This window comes from Lentzea chajnantorensis (assembly GCF_054300775.1).
On the sequence record NZ_JBSDZT010000002.1, the window covers coordinates 6227515 to 6253756 of the forward strand.

The 26242-nt window shown below is 70.7% G+C and carries 24 protein-coding genes and 2 pseudogenes; 17 read left to right on the forward strand and 9 right to left on the reverse strand.

Annotated elements, in window-relative coordinates; genetic code table 11:
- Positions 1 to 12: 12 nt before the first annotated feature.
- Both ACVDFE_RS30195 and ACVDFE_RS30200 read right to left on the reverse strand, forming a co-directional pair.
- Positions 13 to 654: a hypothetical protein gene (locus ACVDFE_RS30195; RefSeq protein ID WP_458432813.1), complete on the reverse strand. Its 642-nt coding sequence runs from the start codon at positions 652 to 654 to the stop codon at positions 13 to 15.
- Positions 654 to 1880, reverse strand: a complete 1227-nt coding sequence (locus ACVDFE_RS30200) for a 2-isopropylmalate synthase (RefSeq protein ID WP_458432814.1) — start codon at positions 1878 to 1880, stop codon at positions 654 to 656. The genes ACVDFE_RS30195 and ACVDFE_RS30200 overlap by 1 nt, the downstream gene beginning before the upstream one ends.
- Positions 1881 to 2340: 460 nt before the next feature.
- Between ACVDFE_RS30200 and ACVDFE_RS30205 the strand changes: the two genes are divergently transcribed.
- Positions 2341 to 3003: a DUF6518 family protein gene (locus tag ACVDFE_RS30205; RefSeq protein ID WP_458432815.1), complete on the forward strand. Its 663-nt coding sequence runs from the start codon at positions 2341 to 2343 to the stop codon at positions 3001 to 3003.
- Between the two features lie 80 nt (positions 3004 to 3083).
- Here ACVDFE_RS30205 and ACVDFE_RS30210 read toward each other — a convergent pair whose 3' ends face one another.
- The 3 genes from ACVDFE_RS30210 to ACVDFE_RS30220 are packed head-to-tail and all read right to left on the reverse strand — an operon-like array spanning position 3084 to position 5630.
- Complete coding sequence (locus ACVDFE_RS30210) at positions 3084 to 4286, reverse strand: beta-ketoacyl-[acyl-carrier-protein] synthase family protein (protein WP_458432816.1); 1203 nt, start codon at positions 4284 to 4286, stop codon at positions 3084 to 3086.
- Positions 4287 to 4318: 32 nt separating this feature from the next.
- Positions 4319 to 4564 carry an acyl carrier protein gene (locus ACVDFE_RS30215; RefSeq protein ID WP_360384861.1) on the reverse strand — a complete coding sequence of 82 codons (246 nt, stop codon included), beginning with the start codon at positions 4562 to 4564 and terminating at the stop codon, positions 4319 to 4321.
- Between the two features lie 52 nt (positions 4565 to 4616).
- A complete protein-coding gene (locus tag ACVDFE_RS30220; protein WP_458432817.1) occupies positions 4617 to 5630 on the reverse strand; it encodes a beta-ketoacyl-ACP synthase III in 1014 nt (337 codons plus the stop codon).
- A 202-nt stretch (positions 5631 to 5832) separates the two neighbouring features.
- Here ACVDFE_RS30220 and ACVDFE_RS30225 point away from each other — a divergent pair.
- From ACVDFE_RS30225 to ACVDFE_RS30285, 13 genes and pseudogenes are all read left to right on the forward strand, one after another.
- A pseudogene (locus tag ACVDFE_RS30225) lies at positions 5833 to 6807 on the forward strand (carboxyl transferase domain-containing protein); the annotation flags it as partial.
- Between the two features lie 121 nt (positions 6808 to 6928).
- Positions 6929 to 7504: a carboxyl transferase domain-containing protein gene (locus ACVDFE_RS30230; RefSeq protein WP_458434420.1), complete on the forward strand. Its 576-nt coding sequence runs from the start codon at positions 6929 to 6931 to the stop codon at positions 7502 to 7504.
- Positions 7505 to 7668: 164 nt separating this feature from the next.
- A complete protein-coding gene (locus tag ACVDFE_RS30235) occupies positions 7669 to 8835 on the forward strand; it encodes a cytochrome P450 (protein ID WP_458434421.1) in 1167 nt (388 codons plus the stop codon).
- Between the two features lie 31 nt (positions 8836 to 8866).
- Entirely contained in the window at positions 8867 to 9127 is a 261-nt protein-coding gene (locus tag ACVDFE_RS30240; RefSeq protein WP_360384869.1) for an acyl carrier protein, read from the forward strand.
- A 4-nt stretch (positions 9128 to 9131) separates the two neighbouring features.
- On the forward strand, positions 9132 to 9389 hold the full coding sequence (locus tag ACVDFE_RS30245) for a phosphopantetheine-binding protein (RefSeq protein ID WP_458432818.1): 258 nt from the start codon (positions 9132 to 9134) through the stop codon (positions 9387 to 9389).
- Positions 9386 to 10627, forward strand: coding sequence for a hydroxymethylglutaryl-CoA synthase family protein (locus ACVDFE_RS30250; RefSeq protein ID WP_458432819.1), 1242 nt, complete (start codon positions 9386 to 9388; stop codon positions 10625 to 10627). Before ACVDFE_RS30245 ends, ACVDFE_RS30250 begins: the two co-directional genes overlap by 4 nt.
- Positions 10624 to 11367 carry an enoyl-CoA hydratase/isomerase family protein gene (locus ACVDFE_RS30255; RefSeq protein ID WP_360384875.1) on the forward strand — a complete coding sequence of 248 codons (744 nt, stop codon included), beginning with the start codon at positions 10624 to 10626 and terminating at the stop codon, positions 11365 to 11367. Before ACVDFE_RS30250 ends, ACVDFE_RS30255 begins: the two co-directional genes overlap by 4 nt.
- Positions 11364 to 12155, forward strand: coding sequence for a polyketide synthase (locus ACVDFE_RS30260; protein WP_458432820.1), 792 nt, complete (start codon positions 11364 to 11366; stop codon positions 12153 to 12155). Before ACVDFE_RS30255 ends, ACVDFE_RS30260 begins: the two co-directional genes overlap by 4 nt.
- A complete protein-coding gene (locus ACVDFE_RS30265; protein ID WP_360384879.1) occupies positions 12152 to 13381 on the forward strand; it encodes a beta-ketoacyl synthase N-terminal-like domain-containing protein in 1230 nt (409 codons plus the stop codon). The genes ACVDFE_RS30260 and ACVDFE_RS30265 overlap by 4 nt, the downstream gene beginning before the upstream one ends.
- Positions 13378 to 14256 (forward strand): ACP S-malonyltransferase, encoded by an 879-nt coding sequence (locus tag ACVDFE_RS30270; RefSeq protein WP_458432821.1) that lies wholly within the window; start codon positions 13378 to 13380, stop codon positions 14254 to 14256. The genes ACVDFE_RS30265 and ACVDFE_RS30270 overlap by 4 nt, the downstream gene beginning before the upstream one ends.
- A 35-nt stretch (positions 14257 to 14291) precedes the next feature.
- Positions 14292 to 15509: pseudogene (locus ACVDFE_RS30275) on the forward strand (beta-ketoacyl [acyl carrier protein] synthase domain-containing protein); the annotation flags it as partial.
- Positions 15510 to 15591: 82 nt separating this feature from the next.
- Positions 15592 to 16053 carry a KS-MAT linker domain-containing protein gene (locus tag ACVDFE_RS30280; RefSeq protein WP_458432822.1) on the forward strand — a complete coding sequence of 154 codons (462 nt, stop codon included), beginning with the start codon at positions 15592 to 15594 and terminating at the stop codon, positions 16051 to 16053.
- Between the two features lie 228 nt (positions 16054 to 16281).
- Positions 16282 to 17412 carry a glycosyltransferase gene (locus tag ACVDFE_RS30285; protein WP_458432823.1) on the forward strand — a complete coding sequence of 377 codons (1131 nt, stop codon included), beginning with the start codon at positions 16282 to 16284 and terminating at the stop codon, positions 17410 to 17412.
- Here the strand turns inward: ACVDFE_RS30285 and ACVDFE_RS30290 are convergent, their stop codons facing one another.
- Together ACVDFE_RS30290 and ACVDFE_RS30295 are read right to left on the reverse strand one after the other, a co-directional pair.
- A complete protein-coding gene (locus tag ACVDFE_RS30290) occupies positions 17413 to 18513 on the reverse strand; it encodes a calcium:cation antiporter (protein ID WP_360384887.1) in 1101 nt (366 codons plus the stop codon).
- 118 nt (positions 18514 to 18631) lie between these two features.
- Entirely contained in the window at positions 18632 to 19021 is a 390-nt protein-coding gene (locus ACVDFE_RS30295) for an SSI family serine proteinase inhibitor (protein WP_458432824.1), read from the reverse strand.
- 270 nt (positions 19022 to 19291) lie between these two features.
- Between ACVDFE_RS30295 and ACVDFE_RS30300 the strand changes: the two genes are divergently transcribed.
- From ACVDFE_RS30300 to ACVDFE_RS30310, 3 genes are all read left to right on the forward strand, one after another.
- Positions 19292 to 19843 carry a D-alanyl-D-alanine carboxypeptidase family protein gene (locus ACVDFE_RS30300; protein WP_360384891.1) on the forward strand — a complete coding sequence of 184 codons (552 nt, stop codon included), beginning with the start codon at positions 19292 to 19294 and terminating at the stop codon, positions 19841 to 19843.
- A gap of 213 nt (positions 19844 to 20056) precedes the next feature.
- Entirely contained in the window at positions 20057 to 21481 is a 1425-nt protein-coding gene (locus tag ACVDFE_RS30305) for a hypothetical protein (RefSeq protein ID WP_458432826.1), read from the forward strand.
- Positions 21482 to 21730: 249 nt separating this feature from the next.
- Positions 21731 to 23962 carry an exo-beta-d-1,3/1,6-glucosidase gene (locus ACVDFE_RS30310; protein WP_458432827.1) on the forward strand — a complete coding sequence of 744 codons (2232 nt, stop codon included), beginning with the start codon at positions 21731 to 21733 and terminating at the stop codon, positions 23960 to 23962.
- Here the strand turns inward: ACVDFE_RS30310 and ACVDFE_RS30315 are convergent.
- Entirely contained in the window at positions 23946 to 24710 is a 765-nt protein-coding gene (locus ACVDFE_RS30315; RefSeq protein WP_458432828.1) for a hypothetical protein, read from the reverse strand. The two genes, ACVDFE_RS30310 and ACVDFE_RS30315, sit on opposite strands and share 17 nt — an antisense overlap.
- Positions 24707 to 26092 carry a class I SAM-dependent methyltransferase gene (locus ACVDFE_RS30320; RefSeq protein WP_458432830.1) on the reverse strand — a complete coding sequence of 462 codons (1386 nt, stop codon included), beginning with the start codon at positions 26090 to 26092 and terminating at the stop codon, positions 24707 to 24709. The genes ACVDFE_RS30315 and ACVDFE_RS30320 overlap by 4 nt, the downstream gene beginning before the upstream one ends.
- Positions 26093 to 26242 lie beyond the last annotated feature (150 nt).

A 26242-nucleotide genomic window follows, 5' to 3' on the forward strand; every position in this document is an offset into this window, starting at 1 on the left:
ACATGGATCGGATCAGGACTCGGGGTAACGGGAACGCAGGTGCTCCAGGTAGGCGGTGGTGTCGCGGTGCGGGTGGTCCTGGGCACCGCGGCGGTGCAGGTCGAGGCTCCCGTCGGGGTGCAGGCGCAGCGTCGTGGTGGCTCGCCGGACCGGCTCCGCCGGTCTGCTGTCCGCGAGGTCCAGCACGGGTGTACCGGGCGGGAACATCGCGAGGGCGTCGGCGGTCGAGGCCACCGGCGGGCGGCCGGTGCGGTTCGCGCTGCTCACGTACAGCAGGGGGAACGAGTCCAGCACCGGGCGCACCGGCGCCCAGCGAGCGCCGAACAGCAACGTCCAGGCGTCCCTGGTGGCGGGCGCCAGCCAGGCGGGAACACCGGGCGACGTCGGTACGAGCAGGGTGACGTGCTCGTCGCCGAGCAGCCGGTGCGCCAGGGCGGCCGCGGCGGGCGCGAGCGTCGTCGCCGAGATGATCTCGGTGAGGACGTCGGGGCTGTGCGCCCACACCGCGACGGCCTGGTCGGCCGGTCGGCCCTTGGCGGCGTTGACCGCGGCCGGGGTCGTGGCGGTGACGACGTGCGTCAGCGGGACCGGGTTCGGCAGGACCACCGCCGCGTTCCTGGCCAGTGCGTCCCGCACGCCTTCGATGTCGGTCATCACCGCTGCAACGCTCCCGCGCGCACGCCGTCGAGGTAGTGGGCGAAGGCTTGGTCGTCCACGACCGCGTGGCCCTGCTGGTAGGCGCGCGACTTGACCCAGGCCATCGCCGCGCGAGCGCCGGTGACGTCGAGCTCGTGCCCGAGGCGGCCGGCGACGGCGGTGACGACACGGGCGCTGGCCAGGTGGGTGAGCACGACGCTCGGGGTGATGCCCAGCTGTTCCGGGGCGAAGGGCTGGAACAGCTCGGGGTGCACGAACGGAGTGCCGGTGGAGATCGTGCCGACACCGGTCCCCACCACCGGGGTCGTCACCCCCAGCGGAACACCGATCTCCTCGGCGACGGCCTGGGCCAGGCCGGGCAGCCGGGTCAGGTCCGGAGGCGTGCACCACGGGTCCGCGTCCTCGCCGAGCAGCACCTTCGCCCGGTCGGCGCGGTAGGCCAGCAGGAACAGCACCTGCTCGGTCGCCACCAGACCGGAGCGCTCGGCAACGCCCAACCAGGAGGAGGACACCACCCGCGCACCGCTGCCCAGGGCTTCCAGCGTGTTGGCCAGCCCCAGGCCGAGGTCGTTGTGCGCGTGCGAAGCGAGCACCACACCTTCGGAGCGCGCGGCCGCGAACATGGCCCCCGCCTCGGCGGGCAACTGGTCTCCCACGGTGTCCGCGAGGAACACCACACCCGCTCCCGCGGCCGTCAGCTCACGCGCGGCGTCCGCGAGCAGACCGTGATCGGCACGGGACGCGTCGGCCAGGCACACGTCCACCGCGACCCCGGCACCCAGCGAGTCGCTCACGAGGGCGGCACCCGCGCGCACGGCCTCAGCGGCCCGCCGGTGCGTCATCACTTCCGACATGGCCTCCGATGCCGGGACCACGAGCATCACCCGTGCGTGCGCGACGCCGTGCACGGAAGAGATCGCTTGTCGCACGTCCGCGACCGTGCCCCGGCACACCGCCGCGGGACTCACCGTTCCCTCGGCCTCCACCGCGACCCGGCGCACGGCCTCGAACTCCTCCTTGCACACCGCGGGGAAACCGGCGGCGAACACGACGTGCCGAGGACCGTCCTCACCGAACACCGCCCCCTGCTCGCGCGCCAGCCACACCCGGAAGTCAGGGCTCATCAGCGTCTTGCCCTGCGCCCCGTCCCGCGCCGACTCCTCCCAGAGCACGACCTTGCCCGCCAACGCCGATTCCCGCACCACATCCGGCTCAGCTGTCATTGCGCACCGTTGCCAATCTCTTCTCGTCAACTCGGACGCCCGCACGCCGCCGTTGCGCGGTGTTCTCCCGGTGAAGCCGACTCTGCTCGGGAGGTATTTCGCGCAGAAAGAACTCCTCACCCGAATGCGGTGAATCGTCGCGGCGCCGACGCCTCGATCCTGAAGCGGTCCGACCGCCCGCACATCACGGAAAGCCGCAACGGCGAGAAGATCCGCCGACCCTCATCTGTGCGGGTGCCGCCCTTCGGCTGATGCGCACCCAGGCTAACCAGCGGCGCATCCGCCCTACTGCGGAACTCCGCAGTACTGGCGGCGAACCTGGACGCCGCGGACCACGACCGTGACGACATGTTCACCCACAAGCGGTGGTGACGTCGGGAAATCGTCACCGGAAGCCGAACGGAAGACCTCGCTTCAGCCGCCGGAGCGTGACACAGATCGCAGATCGGCGAACAAAGCGGTGCGGTCTTCCACGACCTCGACAACGGCTTCCCCTGGCGCGGCGAACTCCGGGCATCGGCCGAAATGCCGATGTCGCCAGTGGACGGTCACCGGCACCCTGAACCGCATGATCTACAGCTTTCCCGCCGGGCTGCTGCTCGGCGTGCTGACCAACCTCGGACAAGGCGTTCTTCCCGGCGGCTTCAACTCGCTGGCCAACTCCGGCGCCATCTGGGTCGTCGCGGCGTTCATCGCCGGCGCTCTGTCCCGGCGCCCGATCCTCGCCGGCACGCTGACGCAGGTCGGCGCGGTCGTCGGCTACTACGGGTACGCCGAACTCTTCCGCGACGGCATGGGCGACCTCTACGCGCCGTCGGTGTGGCTGGCACTGGCTCTCGTCGCGGGCCCGCTCTTCGGGACAGCCGGCGGTTGGTGGCGGCACGGCCGGAGTTGGCGGCACTGGACAGGCGCGGGAGTCCTGGGCGCGGTGTTCGGCATGGAGGGCCTGTGGCACCTGTTCGTGCTGGGTTACCGCGACACCGGGATCACCGCCTGCGCGCTCGCGGTGGTGCTGCCGTTGCTGATCTCGCGCAACCGCCGGCTCGGCCTCGCGGTCTCAGCGGGGCTCTCGTTCGTCGCACTGGGCTGCCTGCTGTTGATCTCGCTCGTGACCGGCCTGTAGGCCGCGCTTCCGCCAGATGGGCACCTGACTGACAGCACGGCCTCGGTGCAGCGCCGCGGGCCCGGTGAAGATCCGCCTCGTCATGGTGCGGTCACGACGAGAACGGCGTTCTGGCCGCCGAACCCGAACGAGTTGCTGACGGCCACCCCGTGCGGCACCAGCCGAGGTGCCTTCGCCACGACGTCGATCTCGATCTTCGGGTCGAGCGTTTCCAGGTTCGCCGTCGGCGGGACGACGCCGTCGCGAAGCGCCAGGACCGTGCACACGGCCTCGATCGCCCCCGCAGCGCCCAAAGCGTGTCCCATGACGCCCTTGGTGGAGGTCACCGCCACGCGGTCGCCGAACACGCGCTGGATCAGCCCGGCCTCCGTGGCATCGTTGATCTTCGTCGAGGTGCCGTGCGCGTTGACGTGGCCGACATCCGCCGCCCCCAGACCCGCGTCGTCCAGTGCTGAGCGAACCGCCCGCTCCACCGCGGCACCGGACGGGTCGGGAGTCGTCGCGTGATGGGCATCCGCCGACGCGCCGTATCCCCTGATCACCCCGTGCACGCGAGCACCTCTGGCCCTTGCGTCGGCGATGCGCTCCAGCACGAGGACCGCAGCCCCCTCCGCCGCCACGAAACCGTCGCGATCGGCGTCGAAGGGCCGCGACGCGGCGTTCGGGTCCGAGGTGCGGCGGGACAACGCGCCCATCCTGGTGAACCCGGTGATCATCGTTCGGCCGAGCGCGGCCTCTGCGCCTCCGGTGATCACGACGTCGCAGCGCCCGCTGCGCAACAGGTCGCGTGCTGTCCCGATCGCCGTGGCACCTGACGCGCAGGCCGTTGCCGTGACGAGGTTCGGACCGCCGGCACCGCACTCCATGGCGAGGTGGCCCGCCACCATGTTGGGTGCGCACATCGGCACGAGCAGCGGGGAGACCGCACTCGGGCCGGCGGAGTCGAGCTGGCGCTGCTGCAGTTCGTAGGTGTGCACACCGCCCAGTGCGTTGCCGAGCACCACGGCGACCCGTGCTCCGTCCCAGGTGGACTGGTCGAGACCTGAGTCGTGCAACGCCTCCCGCAAGGCCACGACCGCGAGCTGTGCCGACCGGTCCAGCCTCCAGGCCGCGCTCCTGCCCAGCACGGCATCCGGGTCGAATCCCGGCACCCGGCACGAGAAGTCGACGGGCAGGCCCGCGAGAAGCGGGTCGTGGCTTCCTGCCGCCTCCGCCGCGAGAACGCGTCGCCAGGAGGGCTCGACACCGATGCCCGCCGGCGTCACCAGGCCGAGCCCTGTCACAGCCGCTGGGAAACCCGCACCCGGCCACGACATCAGGCGGTGACCGCCCTCGCGTCGATCAGCTCCGCGACGCTCTGGACGGACTGGTCGGGGGTGATCTCCTGCTCGTCCACCTCGACGCCGAACTCCTTCTGGGCGACCATCGCCAGCTCCACCAGTGCGAGCGAGTCGAAGTCCAGCTCCTCGAAGGTGATCTCGCCGTTGACCCGCTGTTCGGACGCGCCGAAGTGCAGGACGAGCAGCTTGGTCAGCCGGTCCAGCGTGTCGTTGTTGCTCATGATGCGGTTCTCCAGGATGTGAGTGGAACTCGGTGGTGGGGTGGCGTCCGGGTCAGCCGAGGTCGACGTCGGGCCAGGTGATCACGGTGGAGCCCCAGCTGAGACCCGCGCCGAAGGAGGTGATGAGGACGCGGTGGCCGGGGACGACGTCACCTGCCGCGGCCGCGTCGGCGAGGACGAGCGGGATGGAGGCGGCGACGGTGTTGCCGACCCGGTCGACGTTCCTGACGACACGGTCTTCCGGCACCTCGAGGTTGCGCGCCACCGCCGAGAGGATTCGCGCGTTCGCCTGGTGGCAGGCGAACCGGTCCACGTCCTCGATCCGCCAGCCGGCGTGGGCGAGCACCTTGGTGGCGGACTCGCTCATCCTCGTGACGGCGTTGCGGAACACCGGCGGACCGTCCATCCGGAAGTAGACGTCCTCGGGGTCGGGAGGCCGCCCGGAACCGCGCTGTCTGGATCCACCGGCAGGCACGATGAGCAGGTCCGCGTTCGTCCCGTCCGAGCCGAGGTCGAACGGGCCGAGCGCGCCCGGCTCGTCAGCCGTCCCCGCACGGAGGACCACCGCGCCCGCGCCGTCTCCGAAGATGGCGGCGGTCGTGCGGTCGTGCGGGTCCAGCACGGTGGTGAAGGTGTCCGCGCCGATCACCAGCACGCGCTCGGCGGTCCCCGCGGCGATGTGCCCGGCGGCCGTTGCGAGTGAGTACACGAACCCCGCGCACACCGCGTTCAGGTCGAAGGCGGGCACCCCGGCCATTCCGAGACGGCTTGCGACTTCTGGGGCGGTCGACGGGCACGGGTGGTCCGGTGTCGTGGTGGCCACGACCACCAGATCCGCGTTCGCACCACCCGCGGACTTCAGCGCGCGAGCCCCCGCCTCGACCGCGAGGTCCGAGGTCGACGTGCCCGGCTCGATCACACGGCGCTCGCGGATTCCCGTCCGGGACCGGATCCACGCGTCCGACGTGTCGAGTTGCCGAGCGAGGTCGTCGTTCGTCACCACCCTCGGCGGCAACCACGTCCCGATCCCGCACAGAACTGCGGCACGGCGGTGATCCGCTGTCATGCGTTCTCCCGTTGGTCCACGGGGTCAGGCTAGGTCGGAGCCGAGCCGACCCGGCCTGCGGAAATCCGCAACCTCGTTCGCGAATCCAATCCTCGACGCCCTCACCTGCTGAATCGGAGCTCATTGGAAATCAAATGACGTGGGCAAGTCCCGAATGGACCTCAGCGCGAGCCGCTCACCTTGGACCGAAAGGATGAAAACAATGCCGCAACCTTGCATTTGGACGAAAACCCTGCCGCTCGGACCTGCGGGGCAGAGCACTGCGGTACTCCGCAGTGCGAGATCTCCCGCCCCGCCGCACTGTCGTCCTTGCTCCGGCCGCTCAGCGCACCCGTGGCGGTGCTGCACAAGGCTCGCCTGCCTTGTCACAAGATCGAGGAACGTCGCTCTCCCCGAAGTCGACAGGAACAGGAATTCCGTGACAACGACGCACACGACCGCCGCGCTGACGCCGGTCAAGCTCGGTGCCCGCAACGCACTGGGCGCACTCGTGGATCCTGGCAGTCTGCTGGAGTTCGGTGCCGAGGCGACGCACCAGTGCACCGCTTTCGGCATGCAGGAGAAGCGACCCGCCGGTGACGCCGTGGTCACCGGCACCGCCGAGATCGACGCGCGGCCGGCGGCGGTGTTCGCGCAGGACGTCTCCGTGCTCGGCGGCACCCTGGGCGCCACTCACGCGCAGAAGATCGTCCAAGTGCTCGACCAGGCGCACCGGGCCCGGTGCCCCGTGGTGGGCGTGCTGGACTCCGGCGGCGCGCGCATCCAGGAGGGCGTCTCCGCCCTGGACGGGTACGCGTCGATCTTCCGCCGCAACGTGGCCCTGTCCGGCCGCGTCCCGCAGATCAGCGTGATCCTCGGCGCATGTGCCGGTGGTGCGGCCTACTCCCCCGCGCTGACCGACCTGATCGTGATGGACCGCCGGGCCCACATGTTCCTCACCGGCCCGAAGGTGGTGCGCAGCGTGACGAGCGAAGAGGTCACCGCCGAGGACCTCGGCGGCGCCCACGTCCACTCGGCGATGTCAGGTCTCGCGCACCTCGTGACCGAACGTCCAGAGGACGCGTTCCCGTTGGTCCGCAGGGTGCTGTCCTACCTGCCCAGCTCCTGCTGGGACGAACTGCCGCTGCACCTGGCACGAGACCCGGAACTGGTTCCCGAGGTCCCCGCGGAGCAGCGCAAGACCTACGACGTGCGGCAGGTCGTCCGCGGGCTGGTCGACGCGGACAGCTTCCTCGAGCTTCCAACCGCACTACGCCCCGAACATCGTCATCGGCTTCGCGCGCCTCGACGGGATGCCGGTGGGCGTGGTGGCCAACCAGCCGAACACGTTGGCCGGCACGCTCAACACCCGTGCGGCCGAGAAGGGCGCGCGGTTCGTGCGGATGTGCGACGCGTTCGGCCTCCCCCTGGTCACCCTGGTCGACACACCGGGGTTCATGCCGGGGAAGGCGCAAGAAACCGACGGCGTCATCCGCCGCGGAGCCAAGTTGTTGTACGCCTTCGCGGAAGCCACGGTGCCGCGGGTCACCGTGATCCTGCGCAAGGCGTACGGCGGGGCGTACATCGTGATGAACTCCAAACAGCTCGGTGCCGACCGCGTTTTCGCTTGGCCCACGGCGGAAATCGGGGTGATGGGCGCGGAAGGTGCGGTGGAGATCGTGTTCCGCCGCGAGCTCGCGGCGAATCCGGACAGGCGCCAGGAGCTGCTCGACAACTACCGCGCGGAGGCACTCTCACCGGCTCTGGCGACTTCCCGCCAGGCGGTCGACGCCATGATCACTCCTGCGGAGACCCGCGACGCGATCATCAAGGTCATCCGTCCGCTGATGCGCGCCCGGAAACCTGGTCACAGTCACGACAACATGCCGCAGTGACGACACCCGAAGCCTCGGCGACCACGAGCCCATCTGGAGGCAACGTGCTTTCGCAGCAGGATGCTGCCCTTTCCGCGAAAGCGATTTCATGCTGCACCGAATGTGCTGCCGGAGCACCTGACTTCGGTTCCGCCGAGCTCTTCTCCCACGGACAGCCGCACGCCGTGCTGAGCCGGTTCCGCGAAGCCGCGGCTGTGCACAGGCTCGCGTCCGCCGCTGTCGGCGACGAGTTCTGGGGCGTCTTCCGCGCCGAGGAGGCGAAGGTCGTCCTGGGAGACGACGACGTCTTCCTCTCCGGTCAGGGTGTCTTCCCGTGGAACGGGCCCGCCAACCCGGACCCGTTGCGCGGCAGCATCCTGATCGCCACGGATGGCGAACATCGAGCCGTCGTGCGCTCCGCCATGAAGGACCTGTTCACCAAACGGCGCGTCGAGACGCGTACCGCAGCTTTGACCGATGCGCTCGAACGCCTGGTGCGGCCCCGCATCGACACCGCGGCGTTCGACTTCAACGCCGACATCGCATGGCCGCTCGCGCTGGCGTCCATGGCCGATCTCCTGGGGCTGGACGAGATGCGGATGTCCGAGGTCGGCGACCAGGTCGCGGGCATCCTCGGTGACACGGGCCCGGAGGCCTTCACCGGCACCGACCGGGAGACGGCACGCCAGGCCCTCGCCAAGGCGGCGGGCATCTTCAGCGATCTGCTGGTGGGACACCGCAACGCCGGGCAGAACAACCTGATCGGCCACCTGCACGAGGCAGAACGCGCCGGCCGGATCTCGCGCAAGGACGTGCTCTCCAACCTGATCGGTGTCGTCGTCGGAGGCACCGTCGCACCTCGTCTGGCCTTCACGGGGCTGGCCGTGCTGCTCGCCAGGGAGCCGCACTGGCACCCCCGCCTCGCCGCCGCGCCGGAGCTGGTGCCCGGTTTCGTCGACGAGGCGCTGCGCTGGACCGCACCGACCACCACGATCGGCAGGACGGCGGGTCGTGACGTGGAGCTGGGCGGACGGCACATCCGCCGCGGCGACACCGTGCGGGTGGTGCTCGGCGCGGTTCTGCGGGATCCGCGCTGCTACCGGAGTCCGGACGTGTTCGACCCGCTGCGCGGGCAAGGCACGGGCATGGCCTTCGGTTTCGGGCCGCACCACTGCCTGGGCGCCGTCGTCGCCCGGTCGCAGCTGACCGCGCTGCTGGAGTTCTTCGTGGAGAACCGGCTTCGCGTCGTCCTGACCGGACCACCGACCACGACCAGGTCCAACACCTTCACCGGCTACCGGACCGCACCTGTGCGGCTGCTGCAGGACGGACCGAACCCGGTCTCCCGCTGACCGCCACCACCACCGAACAACGGAGATCGACATGAGCGACCGCCTCGCCGGAACGAACACCGAAGCGGAGAACGTGATCATCGACGTGCTCGCCGAGCTGCTGATGCTCGCGCCCGAGGACGTCCCGCTGGACCGGTCGTTCGCCGACGTCGGCGTGGACTCGATCCTCGCCGTCGAGTTCGTCAGCATGCTGCGCACCAGGTTCGACGGTGTCATCACGGTCGACACCGTCTACGACAACGACAGCGTGCGCCTGCTGGCGGCTGCTCTCAAGCCCGTCGTCACGGGGTGACGGGGTGGGAAACCGAACCGGTCGCGAGGAGGTCTTCGCCGTGCTGAAGGAGCAGCTGCTCGAGGTGCTGCCGGACCTCGACCCCGCCGCGGTCGTGCCCAGCGCCAGCATGAGCTCGCTCGGTGCCGATTCGATGGACCGGATGGACGTCGTGGTCGGTACCGTCGAGGCACTGGGCATCGACGCGGCGTTGCACCGGTTCGGTGACGCCGCGAACCTCGGCGAGCTGACCGAGCTGCTCCTCGAAGAGGTGCCGTCATGACCGCGGTCGGCGTCGAGGACATCGGCGCCTACTTCGGCACGGCCCGGGTCGAGGTCGACGAGCTGTTCCAGGCCCGCGGCCTGGAACCGGCGAGGCTCGCGAACCTGTTGATGCGGCGCAAGAGCGTTGCGCTGCCGTGCGAGGACATAGTCACGATGGCGGTCAACGCCGCTCGACCGGTGCTCGACCGCCTCGGCGCGGAGGGCAGGGCGACCATCGAGACAGTGGTCGTGGCAACCGAGAGCGGTGTCGACCTCGCGAAGTCCGCCGCGGCGTTCGCCCACGCCTTTCTCGACCTGCCGAAGACGTGCCGGGTGTTCGAGGTCAAGCAGGCCTGTCACGGCGGAGCCGCCGCTCTCCAGATGGCGGCCGCTTCGCTCGCCGCCTCGTCGAGGCGCGGCAGGGCGCTGGTCATCGCCGGTGACGCGCCGATTCCCGTCCAGGGCAGTTACGCGGAACCCAGCCAGGGCGCCGGAGCGATCGCGGTCCTGCTCGGCGAGCCACGCCTCGCCCGGTGGCACGCGGACCGCTATGGCCTGTGGAGCTTCGACAACACCGACTTCCGCCGACCGGCGGTCGACGTCGACGTGATCAACGTCGACCTGTCCATCATGTCGTACATCGACTGCCTCATCGGCTCGTACAAGAACTACTCCGAGCACACCGAGTCCGATTTCGGCACGTCGTTCGACGCGCTGGCAATGCACACCCCGTTCCCGGGAATGGTGCGCGGAGCACATCGCACCGCGGCACGGCGACTGTCCGGGATGGACGCCGCCGAGATCGACCTGGACTTCAAGAAGCGGGTCAGCGCCTCGCTGGAGGTCCCGGCCGAGGTCGGCAACATCTACTCCGGCTGCACCCTGATGGCACTGGCGAGCTCGTTGCGCCACCATTCGACGACGACCGGTCACGAGCTCGGCGTCTACTCCTACGGGGGCGGGTGTTCGTCCGAGTTCATCGGTCTCACCGCTTCCGCGGACACCGAGGGCACTCCGGCGGCAGCACAGCTCGACACCGCGCTGTCCGCGCGAACGAAGATCAGCGTCGAACGCTATGACGCCGTGCTCGACGTTGCTCGCCGCACACTGCCGGGCACACCGGACGCCGATGACTGCCTCCGCGGCGTCAGCGACCTCGTCACCGCGGCCGCACGCACCACAGGGCCGTTGCTGATGCTCGGTTCGATCAAGGATCACCACCGGGAGTACCTGTGGTGCGACAAGGACATGACATGACATCCGACGGTCTTCGAGTGGTCCCCAAACCGGGTCACCTCGTGCTGGAGCTCAACGACGCCGAGTCCCGCAACGCGCTCACGCCGGCGTTGATCGCCCGGCTGCACGCCGCGTTCGACCAGGCAGAGGCCGACCCGGGCTGCCGCGCCGTCGTACTCCTCTCCGACGGCCCGGTCTTCTGCGCCGGCGCGCACATCACCGAGCTCGGCGAGGCCGAGTTCACGGGGTTGACCACCGGTCTGTGGCACCTGCTCACCCGGATGAGCTCGGGACCGGTGCCCACCATCGCCGTCGTGCAGGGCTGGGCCAGTGGCGGTGGGGTCGGTCTGGCCGCGGCCTGCGACGTCGTGATCGCCTCGCCCGAGGTGACGTTTCAGCTCACGGAGGTGTTCTTCGGCATGCTGCCCACCATCATCATGCCGTGGATCGCCCGCCGCGTGGGACAGCACAGGTCGCTCCGGCTGGCGATGCTCGCGGATCAGCTCACCGCCGCCGAGTCCGAGCGGATCGGGCTCGTCGACGTCGTGAGCGACGACCCGCGGGCGGCGATGCGCAAGGTGCTGCTCTCGTTGCGCCGCTCGGACCGCGACACCCTCGCGGACCTCAAGCAGGCGCACCAGGTCCTGTTCCCGGCCGACAACCGGTACGGGTTGATGGCCGAACGGATGTTCGGCGCGCGTCTGAACGATCCGAAGGTCTCCCAGCGGATCACGGCGCTGGTGGCAGAGGGGTTGTTGTGAGCGACGACAGCGCGGTTCCCGAGCAGGTGTTCGGACCGATCTCCGTGGAGTTCGAAGCGCCGATCGCCACGGTGCGCTTCGCCGATGCCGAGAACGGCAACACGTTCCGCAGGGAGTGGCTGGACCACCTCTTCCAGGCGGTGGAAGCGGCGACCGGCCACCCGGACACCCGTGTGGTCATCGCGGCCGGCATGCCTTCCGTGTTCTGCGCGGGAGCGACCAGGGAGACGCTGGTCGGGATCGCCGACGGTCTGCCGCTGCCGGAGTACCGGCGTTTCGCCAGGGTCTTCGCGACGTGTCCGCTGCCGGTGGTCGCCGAGATGCAGGGCCACGCGCTGGGCGGCGGACTCGTGCTCGGGCTCTACGCCGATGTCGCCGTGCTGAGCGAACGCTCCTACTACGCGGCCAACTTCATGCAATACGGCGTCGCACCGTACGTCGGAGCGACCTACGTCGTCCCCGCCAAGATCGGGGAGGCGCTGGGCACCGAGATGTTGCTGACCGCACGCGGTTACCGCGGCATCGAGCTCAGGCAACGCGGCTGCGGTGTGCAGGTGGTCGCGCACGACGAGGTGCCGGCCACGGCCCGGAAACTGGCCCTGATGATCGCCCGTTCGCCGCGTGCCAGTCTCGAACTGCTCAAACGCGAGCTGATGGGCAAGTGCCTCGCGGGATCGGACGCGGCGATGGACAGGGAGCTGGAGCCCCACATGACCTCCCGCGAACTGCCCGATGTCGTCTCACTGACCGAAGAGGGTTACGGCTTGCTGCGGACCACGACGTCATGACCGCGCCGGCGGCCCGGGCTGCGGTCGCGGTGCGGGCCGCCACCGTGCTCACCCCTTCGCTCAGCGGCCTCGACCAGCTCGCGGACGTGCTGCTGTCCGACGGCGAACCACCTCCGGTGCACCGGGGTTGGGTGGGTCTTCTCGACGATCCGGAGGTCCACCACCTGGATGCAGGGGACGCCGCGCGGGTGCGCCGCGCCACGAGGTGCAGCGCCGATCCGGCCAGGACGGCGGCGGTGGCCGCTGTGCGGTGTGCCCGCGAGGCCGGGCTGACGGCGTCCGAGCTCGCCGGGTGCGCGCTGATCGTGGCAGGCAACAACCTGGCCATGGACTACCAGGCGCGCACGGTGCTGGACGAGGTGCGCGGTGTCCGTCGGGTGCGTCCCACCCATGCCGTGGCCTACCAGGACACCGACACCGTGGGTGTGGTGAGCGAGCTGCTCGGCCTGCGTGCCGAGGGGTGGACCGTGGGCGCCGCGTCGGCCAGCGGAGCGGTCGCGGTCATCCAGGCGATGCGCCTGCTGCGCGCCGGCGACGCGCAGCGGTGCCTGGTGGTCGCTCCCGCAGGCGAGCTGTCGCCGACCGAAACACGCGCGCTGAGCACCAGCGGCGCACTCCACCCCGGCCCGGAACCGGTGTGCCGGCCGTTCGACGAGCACCGGGAGGGTTTCGTGCCGGGAACGGCCGCGGCGGCGGTCGTCCTGGAACCAGCCGGCCGGACGGCACGGGAACCGCTGGCGGTTCTGCTGGGTGCCGGGCAACGGCTCGACGCCCGGCGTGGTGCTGCTCCCGACCCGGCCGGGCAGGTCGAGGCCATGCGCGCCGCGATGCTCGCCGCCGGGATCGAACCCGCCGATGTCGGTTATCTCAGCGCGCACGCCACCGGTTCACGGGTCGGAGACGAGTGCGAGGCCAGCGCCATCGCCCAGGTCTTCGGCGTCGGTGCGGGGCCACTCGTCAACTCCACCAAGGCTTTCCTCGGCCACGCGCTCACCGCGGCGGGCTTGGTCGAGCTCATCGCCACCGTGGTGCAGCTGCGGAGCGGCCGGGTGCACGGCAACCCGAACACCAGCAGTCCCATGCCCGGTGTGGGCGGACGTCTGGCGGGGCGCACCTCCAGCCAGCTCGACCGGCGGGTGGCGCTCACCAACAGCTTCGGTTTCAGCGGCATCAACACCTCCATCGCACTCACCACCGAGACCATCCAGACGGGGGAAACCCGATGACCGTCGTTTTCCTGTTCCCAGGACAGGGCGTGCAGCGTCAGAACATGGGGGTCGAGCTCTTCGCGCGGTTCCCCGCCCTGACCGGAGCCGCCTCGGCGACGCTCGGCTACGACCTGCGTGAGCTCTGCGCCGATGAGGAGCGGCTCGCCCAGACCCGCTACACCCAGCCCGCAACCTACGTGGTCAGCGCCCTGGCACTGCGCGCCGCCCGCGAGGACGGGCTGAGCCCCGATGTCGTGCTGGGGCACAGCCTCGGTGAGTACAACGCCCTGGAGGCAGCGGGGGTGTTCGGCTTCCTCGAAGGGCTCGAGCTGGTCCGGCTGCGCGCCGAGATCACTTCCAAGGCGGCTGCCGGCGCGATGACGGCCGTGCAGGGGCTGGCGGAGGAGACCGTCTGCGGAGCACTGGGCGAGCCGCGGTTGCGGGGCGTCGAGGCCGTCAACTTCAACTCGCCGACGCAGACGGTCCTGGCAGGTCCCGAGAGCGCTCTCGCCTCGGCGGAACAGGTGATGCGCGACCTCGGTGCCGCGGACGTGCGGCGACTGGCGATCACCGGGGCGTTCCACAGCGGTCACATGCGGGACGCCGCGGCTGACTTCGGGGCGCAGCTGGAGCGGTTCTCCTTCGAGGAGCCCGCCATTCCGGTCGTGTCCAACGTGACCGCGCGTCCGCACAGCGCGGCGGACGTCGCCGATTCCCTGGTCCGGCACGTGCACAGCCCGGTGCGCTGGCACCAGTCCGTGACGTGGGTGGCCGAGAACTTCCAGGACGTGTCCTTCCACCAGCCGGGCGTCAGCCAGGTGCTGGTGAGGATGTTGCGGCAGATCCCCGCCGCGGCGACCCTGCTCTCCGTCACCACGGGAGGTGCGCGGTGAGCGCCGGCGGAGCAGCGCCGGTCGCCATCATCGGCATGGCCGCGCGGGTGCCCGGTGCGGAGGACGCCGACGCGTTCTGGCGCCTGCTCGCCGAGGGCAGGTGCACCTCGGCCCCCGCGACTCCCGGCCGGTTGCACGACTACCGCGCCGACCTGGGCGGCACACCGGACCCGGTGGTGTCCCTGCTGCCGGACGTGGGTGACTTCGAGCCGGGACTGTTCCAGATCACGCCGCGGATGGCCGTCTGGATGGACCCCCAGCAGCGCCTGATGCTCGAAGCCACCTGGCACGCCTTGGAGAGCGCCGGCCTGGCACCCGACTCGCTCGCCGGCCGCGACGCCGGGGTGTTCGTCTCCACCACGAGCTCCGACATGCGCGACCGCGCCGCAGACCTGCACCTCGTCGACCGGTACAGCGCGATCGGGCTTCTGCTGACCTTCGCCTCGGCACGGATTTCGCACCAGTTCGACCTGCGGGGCCCCAGCATCACGCTGGACACCGCCTGCGCGGGCGGTCTGACGGCGGTGGCCCAAGCGGTGTCGGGGCTTCGTGCGGGTGAGTTCGACCTGGCGGTCGCCGGGAGCCCGAACATCTACCTGCACGGCCACATGCAGGCCGTGATGCACCGGTTCGGCGCTCTGTCGCCGACAGGGCAAGCCCGGTGCTTCAGCGCGGACGCCGACGGCTACGTCCGCGGTGAAGGGGTGTTCTGCTTCGTCCTCAAACGCCTGGAGGACGCGGTGGCCGACGGTGACCCGGTGCTCGCGGTCATCAGGGGGAGTGCGCTGAACCACGACGGCCGGCGTGGCACGCTGACGCGTTCCGACGCCGAGTCCCAGGTGGAGCTGATGAGCCGCGCGCTGGCGCAGGCAGGTCTGCCTCCTTCCGCACTGGGGTACATGGAGTCGCACGCAGCAGGCACCGGCAAGGGCGACCCCGTCGAAGTGCAGGCCGTGGTCGATCTGCTGCGGTCGGAAGAGGGACGGACGACCGCAGCCGGACCCGGCGGCAAGCTGTGGATGGGGTCGGTGAAGGGCAACATCGGTCACCTCGAAGGCGCGGCGGGGGCGGCGAGCCTGGCCAAGGCGGTGCAGGTCCTGCGTTATCGCACGATCCCGCTCACCGCCGGTTTCACCACGCCGCACCCCGACATCCCAGCGGACCGCGATCCGGTGGACATCGCGGCACGAGCGGTTCCCTGGCCTGACGGCCCACCCCGCAGGGTCGGCATCACCGCACTGGGAGTCGGTGGAGCCAACGCCCACATCGTGCTGGAAGAAGCGCCGGAAGCTCGACAGCCGCGGCCGGCACCGGTCCGGCCGCCTGCCCGTGCCGGTGAGCGCACGCACCGAGCGCAGCCTGCACCGGTTGCTCACCGAGCTGGCCGACCTGCTCCCCCACGGCAGGCAGGACCCGTCGGGCGGACCGGGGCTCGCGCCACCGGACTTCACCGCCGCCGTGTGGACCCTCCAAACGGGACGTGCCCAGTTGGCCCAGCGGGTCGTCATCCTCGCCGAGGACGCGGGTGAGTTCGCGGTCGCGGCCCACGCGTTCCTGCGCGGCGAGCCGCATCCGTTGGTGCTGCACGACACAGTCGACCCCGCGGAGTTGGCCGCCGCTGACCACGACGTGCCGGAGCCGGAGCTGCGGGTCGCCGCTCGCTGGCTCACCGGCGAGCGCGTCGAGTGGGCCGTCCTGTGGCCGGAAGAGCAGCGCCCGCGCCGAGTTCCGCTGTCCGCCTACCCGTTCGACCGGATCTCGTGCTGGCACGAGTCCTTCGGCTCACTCGGCTCTTGAGGAGAGTGCTCTGGAACGTAGTATGAGCACGCTTCCACCGAGCGACGGCGCTGCCTCCACCGGCAGTCCACCCACAGCCTTGTGTTGACGTGACCACTGCCACCAGTGACCCCTCATCAGCCACCGGGTTCCGCCACTGCGGGCGGTCACCACGATCGGAGCACGACCTTGCGGATCCTCTTCACCGTCGCGAACTCACCGTCCCACATCCGGGCGCTGGTACCGGTCATGAGAGCCGCTCAGGCTTCAGGGCACACGGTCGGGATCGCCACCGCCGCGACCTCCGCCCAGGACATCACCGCCTACGGGTTCGACCACCTGCCGGCGGGGGTCGACATCCTGGACCTCGTCGAGCGGACGCTGGCGGAGTCCGGTGGAACGTTCGCGGAGCTCTCGGCGATGGAGAGGACGGTCGACTTCTTCATCGGCCCTCCGGCCGAGGCGATGGCGAAGGACGTCATCGCCTCGGGGTGGAACCCCGACGTCATCGTCCGCAGCACGCTCGAGTTCGGCGGTGTGCTCGCCGCGGAGGTGCTGGGCGTGCCGCACGCCTCCGTCGCGATCGGTGGCGCGATCAACGTGATCTCGCCGCCTTCCACGCTCGCGCCGCTGATGGCCCCGCTCCGGGCCTCGTTCGGCCTGCCGCCCGATCCCACCGGGGAGGCCGGCTTCCGGCACCTGCACGCCTGCCTGATGCCCGAGACCTACGACCCGGCGGAGGCAGCCGTGCCCCGCTCCAAGTCCTACCGGCACGAGCACCCCGGAAGGCGGGGCGAGGCGTTGCCGCCTGTTCTGACGGGTCTGCCCACCGACAAGCCGTGGGTGTTCGCGAGCCTGGGCACGCTGTCCGCGTTCGCGTCCGACGGCCTCTCGCTGCTCAAATCCGTCGTCACGGCCTTGGCGCAGCTGGACTGCGTCGCGGTGGTCAGCACAGGACGCGGCGTCGCGCCCGAGGCGTTCGGCTCCCTGCCGTCCACTGTGGTCCTCGTGGAGTCAGTTCCCCAGCCGCTCCTGCTGGAGTGCTGCGATCTCTTCGTCACGCACGCCGGTCACAACAGCGTCCGTGAAGCGATGCGATGTGGCGTCCCGCTCGTCTGCATGCCCATGTTCTCGGAGCAGCCGTACAACGCAGGCAGGTGCGCGGAGGCCGGCGTCGGCGAGCAACTGCGCACGGACGCCATGAGTGCCGACGACATCTTGGCCGCCTGCCGGGCAGTTCTGGAGGACCCGCGGTACCGGGGCAACGCCAGGCGGATCCAGCGCGACATGCTGGCCCTGCCGCCACTCGAGACGTTCGTCGCCGACCTGCAGTCGTTGGTGGAAGACGAAAGCGGGCGTTCGAACCGCTCCCGGTCCTGACTACGGGTTCACGGCGAGGAACAGGAACGCCGCCAGCAGCACCAGGTGCACGCCGCCCTGCAGCCGGGTCGCGCGTCCTGGCACCACGGTCAGGACGCTGACCAGGACGGTGAGCAGCAGCAGGATCATCTGCGTCGAGCCGAGACCGAGCAGCAGCGGGCCGTCGAGCCACACGGTCGCGAGCGCGATGGTCGGGATGGTGAGGCCGATGCTCGCGATGGCCGAGCCGTAGCCGAGGTTGAGGCTGGTCTGGATGCGGTCGCGCAGTGCGGCGCGTGCGGCGGCGATGGTCTCGGGCAGCAGCACCAGCAGTGCGATGACGACACCGACGAACGACTGCGGGAAGCCGACCGCGCGCACGCCGGCCTCGATCGCGGGTGACTCGATCTTCGCGAGGCCGACGACGGCGACCAGCGCGACGAGCAGCAGGAACAGCGACATCAGGGCGGCTTTGCCGGACGGCGCCTCGGCGTGCTCGTCGGCCTCGATCACGCCGTCGGCGTCGACGGGCAGGAAGAAGTCGCGGTGCCGGACGGTCTGGGTGAAGACGAACATCCCCCACAGCGCGAGCGAGGCGAGTGCGGCGAACGCGAGCTGCGGGCTGGAGAACTCGGGGCCGGGCGTGGTGGTGGTGAACGTCGGCAGCACGAGCGTGAGCGCGGCGAGGGCGATCACGGTGGCGAGCGCGCCGCCGCTGCCCTCGGCGTTGAAGAGGGTGGTGCCGTGCTTGAGCGCACCGAGCAGCAACGCGATGCCGACGATGCCGTTCGTGGTGATCATGACCGCCGCGAACACCGTGTCGCGGGCGAGTGATGCCGCCTCCGGGCCGCCGGACACCATCAGCGTGACGATCAGGGCCACCTCGATGACCGTCACCGCGACCGCGAGGACCAGAGAGCCGAACGGCTCCCCCACTCTCAGCGCCACGACCTCGGCGTGGTGCACGGCCGCGAGGACGGTCACGGCGAGCACGACGGCGATCAGGACCACGAACACGGGCCCGAGGTCGCGCCCCCACGTCACAGCGAGGAGCAGCACGCCGAGAGCGGGGGCGATGGTCGTCCAGGAGAGCAGGGGGAAGCGCGAGGTGGTGGCGGCCATGATCACACCCTCGCACACGGGCGCGACCCCACGCCATCCGAAGCGACCCCCATTCCGATGGCCGAAAATGTGAGGTGGGACGCCCCTGCCGCGCCCCACCCCACATTCTCAGTGGTGCCTAGAAATCGAACAAGGCACCGGTGTGCGCCAGCATGACGCACGAGTTCGGGAACGTGCGGACCTGGTGAACGGGCGCACCGCGCCAGAATCCGAACATCGACACCTCGACGGGTGCGTGCTCGAACGTGCACGCCCGGTCGTCCGCCGCCATCGCACCGAGGTCGGCACGAGCGGCGGCCAGTGCTGCGCAGGCCTGCGCCCCGCGCGGGTGGTCATCGGTCCTCCCGCAGGTCAGGACGGTTGCCCGGTGGGCGTTGTCCGCCACGTCGGAGTGCTGGACCTCAAGCACGAGAGCGGTGCCACCGGCCTGCGGTGCCGCCTGTGCGGTACCGGCGGTGATGAAGAGCGAGACGAGCAGTGCGGCGAACGCGAAAATGCGCGCGGACATCGGAACGGGTCCTCCTGAGACCTTCTGCAAAAACCGGGCCGGTTCTCGGCCGCCGCAGATGTTGCCACCCGGAATCAGCGTGGTGAAAGGGGCCAGGATGCGTTCACCGATCACATTTCGACGTTGCGCCGAAAGCGTGGTTGGGCCGAACGGCTGTGTTCTGCGCCACGCCGTCCGGGACGCGCCTGTCGACCGGTTGTCACCGGACGATGACGGGCACACCGTATTATCGAAATCATGTCCAAGACCTCCAGACGCGTCGTGTTCGGCGTGTTGCTGATCGTCACACTCGTGGTTTCCGCCGGCGGCGCGCTGGGTCACCTGGGCAGATTGACGCTCGTCTTCGACCGGCACGCCGGAAAGCCGCTGGCGATTTACGAGGAGGTGCCGGGCCCGCCTTCCGGGCCGCCGTGCCCGATCGACGCCCGCTACCTCGACGAAGCACCCGACGGCCTGCGCGGTGACGTGCTGCAGGCGTGGAAGTCGTTGCGCACCAAGGCAACCGAGCAGGGCGTGACGCTCTGCCTGAACGACGGCAAGCGCAGCCGAAGCCAGCAGCAGAAGGAGTTCGACGACGCGGTCGGGAAGTTCGGCAACGCGGAGCTCGCCGGCCGGTACGTGCTGCCGCCGGACAAGTCGATGCACGTGCTCGGATACGCGATCGACATCCAGCCGATCGAATCCGCAAAATGGATCGAGAAGAACGGCAGCACCTTCGGCTGGTGCCGCCGTTACGAAAACGAGCAGTGGCATTTCGAGTACAACGCCGCCTACCCCACCGGCGGCTGCCCCGCTCTGGTTCCGAGCGCGACGGGCAGCTGACTCCCCGGTAAAGGTCTAGACGCCTGGTGCGCGCGTGAGGTTGCGTCACCGCAATCCGACAACGCCCGTTACCGGATCAGAGCACCGCACGGCTCGCACCTACGCCGTCGTCGGCGTCGCTCCTGAACAGCGCCCCACCCCGGCGCTGGGCGGTTCGGGCTATCCGCGTTCATTCCCGAACGACCAGGCCCGCCCACGTGATCGGATCGGGCCGTGCGCACCTGGAACAAGATCGTCACCGCCGTGGCCGTCGTCCTCGGCTACGTCGCCCTGATGCTCGCGATCAGCGCGGGCATCGACCTGCGCAAGAGCGTCGCGTTCGAGGACGCGCCCGCCAAGGCGGCGGCGTTCCGGGCCGCGATCGACCGCAAGGACGTCGTCGAGGCGCGGTCGATCGCGAGCTGGTTCGACGTCCACCACCCCAGCGGCGGCCACTCCTACATCTCAGCCGAACTCGGGGCCGACGTCGCCGCGGAGGGCCGGTTCGAGCGGGCCAGGAGCCACGCCAACGACCTGCCCGAGGAGATCCCGGAGGACCAGGCCAAGCTCGACGCGGAGTTCGACCGGACGAGTGCGCGCGCCGTGCCGTGGCTGGTCGTGGCGGCGATAGCGGCCGTGGGGGCGTTGGCGTTCCGGTATCAGCGGCACAAGGCCAACGCCGATGTCGTCGAGGTGGTCACCCGGTTCATGCCGAAGCGGCCGGTGTGGCGGCGGCCGGTGTTCCTCGTCGTCACCGGTGCCGGGTACGTCCTGCTGACGGCCGGGTTCATCGCCGTGGTGGCCGCGACCAGGGCCAACGAGCTGCCGTGGGGGGTGCGGGGGATCTTCCTCGCCGGCGGTGTCATCGGGTTGCCGATCGCCTACTTCGTGCTGCGGTACTCACGGCCGCGGGCGGTGCGGGGTGCGGCGCAGGCGTTGCGGGCCGACTGGCGGCGGCCGGTGCTGTACCTGCGCGACTTCGGGGACGACCAGGCCGCGTCCGTGGTTGACGGGCAGGAGGAGATGGCGTGGACGGGGATGGTCAGCATCCTCTCGCGCGAGGAGCAGCTCATCGGGGCGTTGGGGGCGTACGGGCCGGTGGTGGCCGTCGGGATTCCCGGCGAGGACGTGCCACGGCTGGGCGCGGCACGGTTCTACCTGCCCGGTGACGACTGGCAGAGCGGCGTGCTGCGGCTGATGGACCAGGCGCAGCTCATCGTGCTGCGACTGGGTGATGGCGACGGGGTGTGGTGGGAGGTCGACCAGGCGTGCCGCACGCAGCCGCCGGGCAAGCTCGTGCTGCTCGTCCCCGGTGGGCGGCCCGACCTGGCGCAGCGGCTGGAGACGCACCTGCCGACACCGCTGGGTGTGCCGGTGGACGAGAACCGGTGGACCTCGGCCGTCGTCGCGTTCGGGCCGGACTGGGAGCCGCACGTGCAGCGGGTGGGGCCGTTCGCCGGGGAGAAGCGGCGCACCAACCAGCCGGCGTTCTTCGTCGCCCGCGCGTTGCAGGAGGCGCTGAAGGCGATCGGGTCGTACCGGCACGGACTGCACATGCGGACCAACGCGCACCTGCTCAAGATCTACGGCAAGGTCCTGCTGCTGGTGCCGGGACTGGTGCTGATAGTGAGCTTCCTGCGCATGGTCTTCCTCTGGTGAGCTGCCCCCGTGGTCGCCGACCGGCGGCACGAGGGCCGCTCGCCGGCCCGCGGGAGCGCGACACGCCGAAGGCGCCACTTTGGTCAGGACCAAACGGGCGCCTGAGCGGTCGGTTTGTCCAGTTCGGCTGCTCCTGGACCGATCCGTTTGTACCGGAATCCCGAAAACCGCTTCCACGCGGAACCGGTTCCATATACTTGTATGAGAGCGCTCCCACGCCGCTGCAGCACGAGCCCTTCCGGAGACCACATGGATCAGGACGAGTCCTACCTCGACGCCACCCTGCCGATCGCCGCGCGCGTCGCCGATCTGCTCCAGCGCATGACACTGCCCGAGAAGGTCGGGCAGATGATGCAGCTGGACTCGAGGGAGGACCTGGACGACCACGTGCTGCGCAAGCACGTGGGCTCGATCCTGCACACCTCTCCCGAACGGGTGCTGCGCGCGCACGACCTCACCTCGCAGACCAGGCTGCGCATCCCGCTGCTCATCGCCGAGGACTGCATCCACGGCCACTCGTTCCACGAGGGCGCCACGATCTTCCCGACCCAGCTCGGCATGGCCGCGAGCTGGGACCCCGAGCTGGTCGAACGGGTCGCGCGGGTCACCGCGGTCGAGGCCGCGGCGACCGGTGTGCACTGGACGTTCTCGCCGGTGCTGTGCATCGCCCGCGACCTGCGCTGGGGCCGGGTCGACGAGACGTTCGGCGAGGACCCGGTGCTGATCGGCGAGCTCGCGGCGGCGATGGTCCGCGGCTACCAGGGCGACGGGCTGACCGACGAGACCGCGATCCTCGCGACCGCCAAGCACTTCGCCGGGTACTCGGAGACCCAGGGCGGCCGGGACGCGAGCGAGGCCGACCTCAGCAGGCGCAAGCTGCGGTCGTGGTTCCTGCCGCCGTTCGAGAAGGTCGCGCGCGAGGGTTGTGCGACGTTCATGCTCGGCTACCAGACCACCGACGGCGTGCCGATCACCGTCAACTCGTGGCTGCTCGACGAGGTCCTGCGCGGCGAGTGGGGCTACCGGGGCACGCTCATCACCGACTGGGACAACGTCGGCCGGATGGTCTGGGAGCAGAAGGTCCAGCCCGACCACGCGCACGCCGCCGCTGCCGCCGTGAAGGCCGGCAACGACATGATCATGACCACCCCGCAGTTCTTCGAGGGCGCGCTGCAGGCCGTCGAGTCCGGGTTGCTGGCCGAGTCCGACCTCGACAGCGCGGTCACCCGCATCCTCACGCTCAAGTTCGAGCTCGGCCTGTTCGAGAACCCGCGCCGGCCCGACACCGAGCGCCAGCGCACGATGATCAACCACGCCGACCACGCCGCCCTGAACCTCGACGTGGCCCGCCGGTCTCTCGTGCTGCTGCGCAACGACGGCGTGCTGCCCGTCCGCAAGGGCAGGATCGCGCTCGTCGGCCCGCTCGCCGACGACGCCCAGACCCAGCTCGGCGACTGGGCCGGCTCGTCCGGTCAGGCCGACTGGCTGCCCGACGGCCAGCCGCGCGACATGATCACCACGGTGCTGGACGGCCTCAGGGAGTTCTCCGAGGTCACCTACGCGCGCGGGGCGGACATCCTCACGCTCGAAGCCGACCCCGAGGGCGACACGTTCCCGGACGGCCAGCCGCGCCCGCAGGTCGTCGCGCCGTGCCCGCCGAACCCGGAGCTCATCGCCGAGGCCGTCGCCGCCGCCCAGGACGCCGACCACGTCGTGGCCGTCGTCGGTGACCGCATCGAGCTGGTCGGCGAGGGCCGGTCCACCGCCACGCTCGACCTGATCGGCGGTCAGATCGCGCTGCTCGACGCGCTCGCCGCGACCGGCAAGCCGCTGATCGTGGTGCTGCTGGCCTCGAAGCCGCTGGTGCTGCCCGACAGCGCCCGCAACGCCGCCGCGGTGATCTGGGCGGCGAACCCTGGCATGCAGGGCGGCCGGGCGATCGCCGAGCTGGTGCACGGCCTGATCGAGCCGAGCGGCCGGCTGCCGATCTCGTTCGCGGCGCACGCGGGCCAGCAGCCGACCTACTACAACCAGATCCGCGGCCAGCACGGCACCCGCTACGCCGACCTGACCCAGGAGCCGGCGTTCGCGTTCGGCGAGGGCCTGTCCTTCACCACCGTCGAGTACACCGACCTGCACGTGGACACGTCGGTGCTGGGCCCGGACGAGACGGTCCAGGCCTCGATCACGCTGCGCAACACCGGGTCGCGGCCCGCGCGCGAGACCGTGCAGGTCTACGTGAGCGACGCCGTGACGTCGGTCAGCTGGGCCGACAAGGAGCTCAAGGCGTTCCGGCAGGTCGACGTGGCGCCGGGCGAGAGCGTGACGGTGCGGCTGGAGGTCCCGGTCTCGGCGTGCTCGATCGTCGACGCGCTGGGCAACCGGGTCGTCGAGCCCGGCGACTTCGTGCTGCTCGTGGGGCCGTCGTCGAAGGACTCGGCCCTGCGCAGGGCCGAGTTCACCGTCAAGGCGCCGTGCTGATCGTCAGGTAGCGGGGCGGGAGCGCCGCCGCAGCGGTGACGGCCCGCTTCACGGCCGGCACGAGGTCCGCGTCCACCAGCGCGACCGCGGGCCGGCCGGGCGGGTCCACCAGCAGGCTCGCTCCACGGGCACCCGCCCGCACCGCCGCACGCACCACCACGTCCTGCTCCTGATCGGGGTCCTGGGCGTGGTGGTAGGCGGTCAACGCGGCCCCGAGGTCGTCGGTGTCGCGCACGAAGGGCCGTTCGCGCTGCGGTTCGGCCCGGCGCACCCGCGTGTCGACGACCAGCAACCGCTGCCCCGGCAGGTCGAGCGGCACGACGGGCTCGTCCTCGAACGCCACGCCGGCCAGCTCGCGCAACGCCAGCCCCACGGCCGTCCGCAACGCCGGCCCCGCCGACAGCCCGCTCCCCTGCGGCAGGTCCACGCTGCACATCAGCGTCGCCCCACCACCGACGCCCCGCACCGGCGAAGCCCACGCGGGCACCTCGTCCGACGGCAGCAGCGCCCGTTCGGCCGGTCGGTTCACCGACACCAGCTCCAGCAGTCCGTCGTCGCGCCGGTCACCCGCGACGATCGCACCCCACCTGCCCGGCACCCGCACCAGGCCACCCAGCAGCCGCAGCACGCCGGGCGCGTACCAGACACCGGCCGCGGACCGGCCGAAGGTGCGCCGGAACGCGTGCGGCACGAGCCTCAGCTCCGGTGCGACGTCCGGCCGGTCCGCGAGGTCGACCGGGGCGTTCATGCCTTGAGCGCCAGCAGCCGGTAGGCGTTGCCGCCGTCGCTGCGCGCGGCCAGGAACCGGTTCACGGTCTGGTCCAGCGCCATCGCCACGAAGAACGCCGGAATGCCCAGCGCCCACACGCCGAAGCTGCGCAACCGGCGCAGCCGCACCCGTTCCGGCCGCCACGGCGCGGGCGTCCGCGGGGCCTTGGCGCCCAGCCACAACAGCAGCGCCAGCGTGAAGTCGTTGCACAGGTGGGCTTTCGACCGTTCCCGCGCCACGGTCACGAGACCGCGGTCGGCCAGTGCGTGCTCCAGGTTGCCGATCGGCATCATGTGCTGGTGCTGCGGCTGGAACCACGGCATCCAGTACTGCCCGAACAACCGCCCGAGCCGCCACTCCGGGTCCGGCAGCTCGATCAGCAGGTAACCGCCCTGCGGCAGCACGTCCGCCGCGATGTCCAGCTCCTCCCACGGGTCCCGCACGTGCTCCAGGTAGTGGTGCATGCTGATCACGTCGTAGCGGCCCTTGAGCTCGCCGGCGAAGTCCTTGAAGCTGCCCCGGTAGGCGTGCTCGATCCGGCCGAGCCGGGCGGCGTCCTCGATCGCGGCACCCTGGTCGAGCCCGTCGAACGCGGTGTCCGGCAGGACCTCCTTGGCGCCCAGGCAGAAGTGCGCGTGCCCGGAGCCGACGTCCAGCCACCGCTCGGGTTTCACGAACGGCTCCACCATGCGCGCCCGCCCGTAGTACGGCGAGGTCTTGCCGGAGAACACCGCGTCGGCCGACGACTCGCCCAGGCCGTCGTAGAAGTCGCGGTAGTAGAAGCCGAGGCCTTCCTCGGTCAGCCGCGGGTTCTGCCAGACGTGCGCGCACCGGACGCAGCGGTCCATGGTGAACGTGCCGGGCTTGCGCTGCACCAGGTCGTGCGCGGTCACCCACCGCCGCAGGTCGCTGCTGCCGCAGGACGGGCAGGTGTCGCGCCGGGTCTCGTGGAAGTCGCGCCCGAGTCGTTCGGTGTACCAGGGCGCGGCCTGCTCCAGCGTCTCGGCCTGCCGGAGCTCGGCGGTGGACTTCTTGCCACCGGCCGTCTTGAGCCACAGGTAGGGCGTGCGCAGGAACCGCGGCACCCACAGGTCCCTGGGCCGCAACGGGGTTCCCGCGAACACGAGGAGCGGGTGCGCCCAGTAGGCGGCCAGCGCGGCCAGGCCCCACGGCCAGTCGACGACCACGGCGGCGGCCACCACCGCGTAGCCGATCATCGAACCCGCGATCCACAGCGACGGCCGCTTGCCGATCTGCCGCAACGTCGCCGCGCGGTACCCGAGGTCGTAAGGCCCGGCCTTCAGCCCCGGCGCGACCGCGAGGTCGACCTCGGCGGGCACGTGGTCCTTGACGCGGCGCACGAACGCGACGAAGCTCGGTCGGGTCGTCCGGGTCGACCTCCTCGGCGTACCTCTCGCGCACCAGCACGGCCTGTGCCGCGCTCGCCCCGCGCACCCACCGGTCGGCCCGGTACCGCGCGGGGTCGACCGCGCCGAGCAGGTCCAGCGCTG